A 1,448-nucleotide genomic window follows, 5' to 3' on the forward strand; every position below is an offset into this window, starting at 1 on the left:
TTAAGGCTGAGACCTGATGCCGAGCCGATTGTGGTGAAGTGGATGATCCTATGCTGTCGAGAAAAGCCTCTAGCGAGTTTCATGGCGGCCCGTACCCTAAACCGACTCAGGTAGTCAGGTAGAGAATACCGAGGCGTTCGGGTGAACTATGGTTAAGGAACTCGGCAAAATGCCCCCGTAACTTCGGGAGAAGGGGGGCCATCACTAGTGATCCAACTTGCTTGGTGAGCTGGGGGTGGCCGCAGAGACCAGCGAGAAGCGACTGTTTACTAAAAACACAGGTCCGTGCGAAGCCGTAAGGCGATGTATACGGACTGACGCCTGCCCGGTGCTGGAACGTTAAGGGGACCGGTTAGTGACCTTTCGGGGTTGCGAAGCTGAGAACTTAAGCGCCAGTAAACGGCGGTGGTAACTATAACCATCCTAAGGTAGCGAAATTCCTTGTCGGGTAAGTTCCGACCTGCACGAATGGCGTAACGACTTCTCGACTGTCTCAACCATAGGCCCGGTGAAATTGCACTACGAGTAAAGATGCTCGTTTCGCGCAGAAGGACGGAAAGACCCCGGGACCTTTACTACAGTTTGATATTGGTGTTCGGTTCGGCTTGTGTAGGATAGGTGGGAGACTTTGAAGCTGTGACGCCAGTCATGGTGGAGTCGCCGTTGAAATACCACTCTGGTCGTGCTGGATGTCTAACCTCGGTCCGTGATCCGGATCAGGGACAGTGTCTGATGGGTAGTTTAACTGGGGCGGTTGCCTCCTAAAGAGTAACGGAGGCGCCCAAAGGTTCCCTCAGCCTGGTTGGCAATCAGGTGTTGAGTGTAAGTGCACAAGGGAGCTTGACTGTGAGACCGACGGGTCGAGCAGGGACGAAAGTCGGGACTAGTGATCCGGCAGTGGCTTGTGGAAGCGCTGTCGCTCAACGGATAAAAGGTACCCCGGGGATAACAGGCTGATCTTCCCCAAGAGTCCATATCGACGGGATGGTTTGGCACCTCGATGTCGGCTCGTCGCATCCTGGGGCTGGAGTCGGTCCCAAGGGTTGGGCTGTTCGCCCATTAAAGCGGTACGCGAGCTGGGTTTAGAACGTCGTGAGACAGTTCGGTCCCTATCCTCTGTGCGCGTAGGAATATTGAGAAGGGCTGTCCCTAGTACGAGAGGACCGGGACGGACGAACCTCTGGTGTGCCAGTTGTCCTGCCAAGGGCATGGCTGGTTGGCTACGTTCGGAAAGGATAACCGCTGAAAGCATCTAAGCGGGAAGCCTGCTTCGAGATGAGTATTCCCACCACCTTGAGTGGTTAAGGCTCCCAGTAGACGACTGGGTTGATAGGCCAGATGTGGAAGCCCGGTAACGGGTGGAGCTGACTGGTACTAATAGGCCGAGGGCTTGTCCTCAGTTGCTCGCGTCCACTGTGTTAGTTCTGAAATAACGAACAGTCCTGTGA

1 rRNA gene is annotated in these 1,448 nt (G+C 54.9%); it reads left to right on the forward strand.

Features of this window, described 5'->3' with window-relative positions:
* Nucleotides 1-1,398 (forward strand): 23S ribosomal RNA (locus ACFWVV_RS37750); the annotation flags it as partial.
* Between the last annotated feature and the right edge of the window lie 50 nt (nt 1,399-1,448).

Origin of the sequence: Streptomyces sp. NPDC058663 (assembly GCF_042716745.1) — a bacterium.
Classification (GTDB): Bacteria; Actinomycetota; Actinomycetes; order Streptomycetales; family Streptomycetaceae; genus Streptomyces.